Below are 6,922 nucleotides of genomic sequence, written 5' to 3'. Positions count from 1 at the left end.
CGCCTATGTGATCGACAACAAAGGCGCGGTAACAGAGGGCGGGCTGGTTGTGTACGAGACCTTCGACGTGTTCAACGGTGCGGTGAAGGCCTGAAGATGAATTTACCCAGGCCACGCAAGCCGCCTGACCCTCCGGCGCTGCCCGCCAGCGATATGTCACTACTAGCGAGAGCCTCCCTCAAAGCTTCCCGGGACAAACGGCCATGGTCCGCGTTGACTTGATCACCACCACCCTGCTGCGCCGCGTCATCGCTGATACAAACTGGACATCTGCAAACCTTAAACGCAATGCGATCACCAGGTTGGCAACGATCCTGGGTGCAGCTACCCGGGAAGGACTCCTAACCAAAAATCCCGCCGAGATGATCGAGCTGCCGAAGCGATCGAGGAAGGAGATTGACCCCTTCACCCTGGCAGAAGCCAACACCATCATCGACAAGCTATATCAGCATAAGCACTGGCCGAGCCTCATCTACGGCGCGCTGTTCGAGTTCATGTTCTTCACCGGCCTCCGCCTGTCGGAGGCTTTGGCGGTTCGCTGGGATGTGATCGATATGGAAAAGAGGACGGTGCACGTCAAGAGGACCGTTGCGCTGGGCAAGGTGGAGGAAAGGACGAAAACCGGGAGGGACCGGTTTGTCCTGCTGAATGATCGGGCGTTGCGGGCGATCCAGTTCGCAAGGGAGTACGCGGATCGCCGCAGGCATGGAAAGGGAGTGGTGACCGAAACGCCGTTCGTGTTCCCGCCGTCGAAGAACGCTGAGCACGTGAAACAGACGTCTGATCTGCACAAACAATGGGTGCCAGTGCTGAACGAATTGGGGTTCAGGCGTCGTCCCCCATACAACTGCCGTCACACCTATGCGACAATATGCTTAATGTCCGGCCTCAACCCCGCATTTATCGCCCAACAGCTGGGTCACAGCGTGCAGATGCTGCTGTCGACGTATGCCCGTTGGCTCAACTCAAGCTCCGACTGGAGCGAGCTGGAAAAACTCAAGATTGGTATCAAATCGGTATCAGCTGAAAATCCAGCGTCGTAAGTTACTGATAGGTAAGCCCTTTGATCTCCACCGCCAACATCACCATGCGCTATGCCATGGGGTTTAGCGGGTGGGGATGTGTTGATTTTGCTGGGTGAAACTCCTCTCACTCCCCCACCGAAACGCATCAGTTGGTTCGCGAATTGGTCCGAATGGTTTCATCCGACTCTGATGCCGATCCGGCATAACATACGCCGTGCCGGGCGCATGTGCTCGCCGGATTCAACGTCTGCATTCGACCCATAGCGGACATTCCGGGCATACCTCAGATCGTGCGCGGGTTCACTAGGCTCGTACGAAAAGTGCCTGCGCGACGATCATACCGTGTCGAAAACAGGCTCAGACTGCTCATTTACAACCGGTAAATTCCGCTTCCTCGCCTGTTTTCGCCTTTCCTGATCGCCGCTCGGCGACTATTCGTACAAACCCTAGGCAATCAGTGCTGGCAGATGAGAGAGCATCAATGCTGCTGCCGTAGATTTGAGCATGGATGGACTCAGTTTTTCGCGAGGCACCCATTTACAGGCCACGATCTCGTTACACGCCATGGGCTTCTCGCCGTCATGGACATGGGTGGTAAATATGTGATGAATGGTATAGCCGATCCTAATCGTGCAGAGAGAAAGCAGAGCGGGTGCTTCAATGGATGTCTCTTCACGCAACTCCCTGGCTGCAGCTTCCATGGGCGTTTCGCCTAATTCGATGGCGCCTCCTGGAAAATTCCATTTGCTGCCTTTCTTCCGAACCAACAGGACTCTCCTGCTCCGAAGACAGATTATCGTGGCCCTAACCTTTAATTTTCGATCATTTTTGTCCCACATATCCGTACTCAGCTCGTGAGATTTGAAACCATCTCATGGTTACGAGGTACCGGTCACATACCTAGAGACGTATGATTCTGACGGCTGGTTCAATCAGAGGGACACAAAAGCAATCTTGATATCCTGCCCAGAATGGTGTTGATATTATTTAGTGTCACCGGGTCTTGGCTACTGCGGGTGGAAACAGTCACTGTTGAAATGCAGGTATCGACATCTAGCGGACATTAAGTGCATGGCCTCAGATTGAGCGCTGATTCACCCGGGTAGAGAGCTGCTCGGTGCTTTCCTTGCGCTCCGAATAGCGATCCACCAGGAACTCCTGGCGGTCGCGCAGCAGGACAGTGAACTTCACCAGTTCCTCCATGACATCCACCACGCGATCGTAGTACGGCGAAGGCTTCATGCGCCCGGTGTCGTCGAACTCCAAGTAGGCTTTAGGGACCGAAGACTGGTTCGGTATGGTGAACATCCGCATCCAGCGGCCAAGCACGCGCAGCTGGTTGACCACGTTGAACGACTGGGAGCCGCCACACACCTGCATGACCGCCAGGGTCTTGCCTTGGGTGGGACGAATAGCTCCCAGTGCCAAGGGGATCCAGTCGATCTGCGCCTTGAATACCGCAGACATCGCACCATGACGCTCCGGCGAGCACCAGACCTGGCCTTCCGACCACTGCACCAGATCACGCAGTTCCTGCACCATGGGGTGCTCGACAGGCACATCGTCAGGCAGCGGCAGGCCTGACGGATTGAAGATGCGCGTCTCGGCACCGAAGTGCTCCAGCAGGCGTGCGGCTTCTTCCACCAGCAAGCGACTGAAGGAGCGTTCGCGGGTCGATCCATACAGCAACAGGATGCGCGGTTTGTGCTCGCTGCAACGGGTTGCCGCTGGCGGCACATCGAACAGCGCGAGGTCGAGATTAGGCAGTTGCTCGGACATGTTTCCTCCTGCTCAAAGCGTACCGATGCGATCCAGCGCATGTTTGAGCTGGTCACGGTCGAGGTGATCGAAGGGCAGTGCGAAGAAGGCCTGGCAGCGTGATTCGATGCGGGCCAGCGTAGCGCGGAATGCGGCGTCGACCGACGCTTCGTCAGCCACAACATCGGACGGATCCTCCAGCCCCCAGTGCGACTTCAGCGCAGGGCCGAAATACACCGGGCAAGCTTCACCGGCCGCCTTGTCGCAAACGGTGATGACGATGTCAGGAGGGCAACCCTCGAACGCGTCATTGCCCTTGCTGCTCAGCCCATCAATAGAGATGCCGGCATCCTGCAAGGTGGTCAGGCTGCGAGGCAACACTTGGCCTTTCGGGAAACTGCCGGAGCTGACGGCTTCAAATCCGTTAGGCGCCAGGTGATTGAACATGGCCTCGGAGAGAATGCTGCGGCAGCTGTTGGCCGTGCACATGAACAGGACTCGCATGGAGAGCTCCTCCGCTTCGTGGCGGATGTTAGAGGCTCAGGCGCAAAGCCAGAGCCGAAAGGGTGATCAACATAACCGGCAGCGTCAGCAGGATGCCGACCTTGAAGTAGTAACCCCAGGTGATGCGCATGCCTTTGCGCTCCAGCACGTGCAGCCAGAGCAGCGTGGCGAGGCTGCCGATGGGGGTGATTTTCGGGCCGAGGTCACAGCCGATGACGTTGGCGTAGATCATCGCCTCGCGCACCAGCCCTTGCGCTTCGCTGGCCTGGATCGACAGAGCGCCGATCAGCACGCTGGGCATGTTGTTCATGACCGAGGACAGCAAGGCTGCGATTAACCCGGTGCCGATGGCGGCACTCCACAGCCCTTGCTGCGCCAGGCGGTCGAGCAGGTGGGTGAGCATATCGGTCAGGCCGGCATTCTTCAGCCCGTAGACCACCAGGTACATGCCGAGGGAAAAGATCACCACCTGCCAGGGCGCTTCGCGCAGCACACGACGGGTCGAGATGCGATGGCCGCGAGCGGCGACGGCAAATAGGATCGCCGCACAGGCTGCGGCTACTGCGCTGATCGGGATACCCAGTGGTTCCAGGGCGAACAGGCCGATCAGCAGCACCAGCAGTACCCAGCCACCGACCTTGAAGGTAGCGCGGTCATGAATCGCCTCGCTTGGCGTCTTCAGGGCCGCGACCGTGTACTGCTTCGGTATGTCACTGCGAAAATACACGAACAGCACCAGCAAGGTTGCGGCCACGCTGACGAGGTTCACCGGCACCATCACCGAGGCGTATTCGCTGAAACCCAGCCTGAAGTAGTCGGCCGAGACGATGTTCACCAGGTTGGAGACCACCAGCGGCAGGCTCGCCGTATCGGCGATGAAGCCTGCGGCCATGACGAAGGCCAGCGTCGCAGCAGGTGAGAAACGCAGCGCGAGCAGCATCGACATGACGATAGGCGTGAGGATCAGCGCCGCACCGTCATTGGCGAACAGCGCCGACACGGCAGCGCCGAGCAGCACGCAGAAGGCGAACAGGCGGTAACCGCTGCCGTTTGCCCAGCGCGCCACGTGGAGCGCGGCCCACTCGAAGAAACCGGCCTCGTCCAGCAACAGGCTGATGATGATGACGGCGATGAAGGTGGCGGTGGCGTTCCAGACAATGGCCCACACAGTCGGGATGTCGTGCAGCGAAACGGCACCCGCCGCCAGGGCGATGAGGGCACCGAGCGCGGCACTCCAGCCAACGCCAAGCCCCTTCGGTTGCCAGATGACCAGGATGAGGGTGAAAACAAAGACGGCAATGGCGACCAGCATGAAGATCTCGCTCGGTGATGATCAGCAGCAGGCAGCGTCACGAACGGGGCGGCCGTCCATGTTCTGCAGGCGTAGGGTGTTCTCTGCCAACCATTGCGCGTTGGCCTGCAGTGTCGCCTGCAAGATCTCGTGTACCCAAGCGGGCAGTTCCGGGTTGAGGCGGTAATACACCCATTGACCCTGGCGGCGATCCAACAGCATGCCATTGCTGCGCAGCTGCGCGAGGTGGCGGCTTATCTTGGGTTGGCTGTCATTCAGTGCGCACATCAGTTCGCAGACACATAGCTCACCGAGGCTAGCGATCAGCAGGGTGGCGCGAACACGGGTCTCGTCGGATAAGCTCTTGAACACATCGGGCGGGGTAATCATGGCTGCACCAATACATATGGATAGTCGAATATACGAATTTCCATATGTATTATGCAAGCACATTTGGTCGAACGTCCGCTAAGGGTCGAAAGCAGTCGTTCGCAGGGGCCCGAATTCGAGTTACTCAGCAGGTGCTGGCCCAAGCGTAGGTTCTTCTCAACGGTTTTCAAGACCGTGGTACAAATACCCGAACCACGGGGCGCTAGGACCGAAATCGATTCCAAAACAAATGCGAAACGGCACGGCTACAGGCCGCTTATCACAAGGGTCGCCGTTTCGGTTTTGGAACCGATTTCACCCCTCCCCGGCGCTCCGCCGACCACGATCCGTCCTGGCTCGTCCCTCTCCCACTCTGCAGCAGACTCATACTGAAACAGTCCGATGTGAAAGGCCTCCTCATGCTCAAGCAGCGCCCACTCGGCAAGCGTCCGGCGAACTCACCTTCCGAACTCCAGCTTTAAGGGCGATGGTGTCCGCGTATTTTTAAGCGGACGCGATCACCCTTATCGCCAGGATTTCTATGCGCCAACGAAGCTCTTACCCCAAACCGTTCAAGGCCCAGGTCGTTCAGGAATGCCTGCAACCTGGCGCAACGGTGTCCAGTGTGCCGATCGACAACAACCAAGTTGAAAACCAGATACGGCCATGGGCACTTGGCCGCTCGAACTGGCTGTTTGCTGGGTCGCTGCGCAGTGGCAAGCGGGCGGCTGCAATCATGGGCCTGATCCAATCGGTGCGCATGAATGGGCATGATCCGTATGCCTATCTGAAGGATGTGCTGACGCGCCTACCTACGCAGCGGGCGAGTGAGATTGCAGCGCTGCTGCCGCATAGGTGGCGTCCGGCTTAGTCGCGCAAGGCAGTCTGCACGTATGCTTACCGATGAACTTGAATACAGCCACCCTCCCGAAAACAAGCTGACCTTACCAAGCTTGACCGAAGATGACCTATGATCTTCGTCAGTTATCCTTTCGAGTATTCCCTCAATGATAAAACGCTGCACCATGCTCGACCATGATGGTTGGCTCTCCCTGCGTGTTGCTCTGTGGCCTGACTCCTCCTCGAAAAATGAGCATGACAAACGAGTAATACTGAGCGCTCCAGAGCGCTATGTGGTACTTCTTTTCGTTGATGAACACGGCAATGCGCTAGGGTTTGCCGAGGCGTCGATCCGGGTGGACTATGTCAACGGAACCAACTCATCGCCCGTGGCTTTTCTCGAAGGCCTTTACGTCCGCCCCGCTAGCCGGAGCCAAGGCATAGCGCGGCAACTCGTGGCGGAAATTCAGCAGTGGGCCGAAGAAATGGACTGCACCGAACTGGCTTCGGATGCACTACTGGATAACCAAGGAAGCCACGCCATGCATCAGGCCTTGGGCTTCACAGAGACCGAGCGCGTAGTTTATTTCTTGAAGCCATTGAGGGCGATCGCGTCCACCTGAAAATACGCGGACACCATCTCCCTTAATGCTGGGGGTTTGAAGGTGACTTGGCCAGGCGCTTACGCTGAACACACCTACCGACACCCTTAATGTTGGAGTTCGGAAGGTGAGTTCGCCGGACGCTTACCCCACTCGCGGGCCGCCTCGGCAAACTCCAGCATCTCGGAGAGCTCACCGCTGTCGATCTCCCGGCGACGGTGCGCGGCATAGGCCATCTCGCACGGCACGGCGGCACGCCCCTCAGGATCCGTGACCAGGGCCGGCTGGTCGTTGAGCTCATCCAGCCAGGCGGCAGGAGGCTGAATGGCTATGCGCTTATTCAACGCGGCACCACCAGGGCTGCGCGTACAGAACGCCATCGATTTCCTCTACTCCGGTGATGCTCATGCCGCTCTGGGCCATGCCGCTCGGCGATGTAAATAAGGCGACAATGGCCCTTGTTGACGAGCTGGTATCTAGACGAAATTCGGGCTTTTTACTGAACTTAAAACCCGGCCCTGCGCTGAGCTTTT

General features: G+C 58.1%; 8 protein-coding genes and 2 pseudogenes. 3 read left to right on the top strand and 7 right to left on the bottom strand.

Annotated features, from left to right (window positions below):
- Positions 1 to 200 precede the first annotated feature (200 nt).
- Positions 201 to 1,043 (top strand): annotated as a pseudogene (locus tag J7573_RS25405) (site-specific integrase); the annotation flags it as partial.
- Between the two features lie 428 nt (positions 1,044 to 1,471).
- On the opposite strand, the gene J7573_RS25400 reads toward J7573_RS25405, so the two are convergent.
- The 5 genes from J7573_RS25400 to J7573_RS25380 form a co-directional block, all read right to left on the bottom strand.
- Positions 1,472 to 1,864 (bottom strand): NUDIX domain-containing protein, encoded by a 393-nt coding sequence (locus J7573_RS25400; RefSeq protein ID WP_294341308.1) that lies wholly within the window; start codon positions 1,862 to 1,864, stop codon positions 1,472 to 1,474.
- Positions 1,865 to 2,102: 238 nt separating this feature from the next.
- Positions 2,103 to 2,804 carry an arsenical resistance protein ArsH gene (gene arsH / locus J7573_RS25395; RefSeq protein ID WP_294341305.1) on the bottom strand — a complete coding sequence of 234 codons (702 nt, stop codon included), beginning with the start codon at positions 2,802 to 2,804 and terminating at the stop codon, positions 2,103 to 2,105.
- Positions 2,805 to 2,816: 12 nt separating this feature from the next.
- Positions 2,817 to 3,287 (bottom strand): arsenate reductase ArsC, encoded by a 471-nt coding sequence (locus J7573_RS25390; RefSeq protein ID WP_294341303.1) that lies wholly within the window; start codon positions 3,285 to 3,287, stop codon positions 2,817 to 2,819.
- A 28-nt stretch (positions 3,288 to 3,315) separates the two neighbouring features.
- The gene (locus J7573_RS25385; protein ID WP_294341301.1) at positions 3,316 to 4,599 is read right to left on the bottom strand and encodes an arsenic transporter; all 1,284 of its coding nucleotides are present in this window, start codon (positions 4,597 to 4,599) and stop codon (positions 3,316 to 3,318) included.
- Between the two features lie 21 nt (positions 4,600 to 4,620).
- Positions 4,621 to 4,968 carry a metalloregulator ArsR/SmtB family transcription factor gene (locus tag J7573_RS25380; RefSeq protein ID WP_294341300.1) on the bottom strand — a complete coding sequence of 116 codons (348 nt, stop codon included), beginning with the start codon at positions 4,966 to 4,968 and terminating at the stop codon, positions 4,621 to 4,623.
- Between the two features lie 520 nt (positions 4,969 to 5,488).
- On the opposite strand from J7573_RS25380, the gene J7573_RS25375 reads away from it, so the two are divergent.
- Both J7573_RS25375 and aac(6') read left to right on the top strand, forming a co-directional pair.
- Entirely contained in the window at positions 5,489 to 5,818 is a 330-nt protein-coding gene (locus J7573_RS25375) for a transposase domain-containing protein (protein WP_294341299.1), read from the top strand.
- A 136-nt stretch (positions 5,819 to 5,954) separates the two neighbouring features.
- The gene (gene aac(6'), locus J7573_RS25370; protein ID WP_363264548.1) at positions 5,955 to 6,410 is read left to right on the top strand and encodes an aminoglycoside 6'-N-acetyltransferase; all 456 of its coding nucleotides are present in this window, start codon (positions 5,955 to 5,957) and stop codon (positions 6,408 to 6,410) included.
- Between the two features lie 86 nt (positions 6,411 to 6,496).
- Here aac(6') and J7573_RS25365 read toward each other — a convergent pair whose 3' ends face one another.
- Both J7573_RS25365 and J7573_RS25360 read right to left on the bottom strand, forming a co-directional pair.
- Complete coding sequence (locus tag J7573_RS25365; protein WP_294341295.1) at positions 6,497 to 6,733, bottom strand: hypothetical protein; 237 nt, start codon at positions 6,731 to 6,733, stop codon at positions 6,497 to 6,499.
- A pseudogene (locus tag J7573_RS25360) lies at positions 6,726 to 6,922 on the bottom strand (hypothetical protein); the annotation flags it as partial. The gene J7573_RS25365 and the pseudogene J7573_RS25360, both read right to left, overlap by 8 nt.

The sequence above is a fragment of the Pseudomonas sp. genome, from assembly GCF_017744435.1.
Classification (GTDB): Bacteria; Pseudomonadota; Gammaproteobacteria; order Pseudomonadales; family Pseudomonadaceae; genus Aquipseudomonas.
The sequence above is the reverse complement of the archived record's forward strand: the minus strand, read 5'-3'. Positions and strand labels throughout refer to the sequence as shown.